This window comes from Bartonella sp. AP58NXGY (genome assembly GCF_042195785.1).
GTDB lineage: Bacteria > Pseudomonadota > Alphaproteobacteria > Rhizobiales > Rhizobiaceae > Bartonella.
In genome coordinates this window covers 549-791 of sequence record NZ_JBHIOY010000196.1, presented here as the reverse complement: position 1 = coordinate 791, position 243 = coordinate 549, and the positions used below count along the sequence as shown (strand labels likewise).

At 41.2% G+C, this 243-nt stretch carries 1 protein-coding gene; it reads right to left on the bottom strand.

The genetic code is table 11. The features are described from left to right. On the bottom strand, positions 1-184 hold a 184-nt coding region (locus ACFINC_RS10405), incomplete at its 3' end, for a helix-turn-helix domain-containing protein (RefSeq protein ID WP_375617165.1). Positions 185-243: the final 59 nt, after the last annotated feature.

Here is a 243-nt window from a genome sequence, read left to right as displayed (position 1 = left end):
TAGCAATTTCTAGCAAACGTCCTGCGCTTACACGGTTTAACCCTTTTTCGTATTTTTGGATTTGTTGGAAACTGACACCTAAGGAATTCCCTAATTCTTTTTGAGAAAGCCTCATTGACATTCTTCTATGACGAATTCTTTTGCCGATAGAAATATCGTTAAAACGTGAATTTTTGGATTGCATTTTTCCCTCCCGCCGGTTGCGAGCGCCCTCGCATGAGTATTCCGGGAGTTAAAGGTACT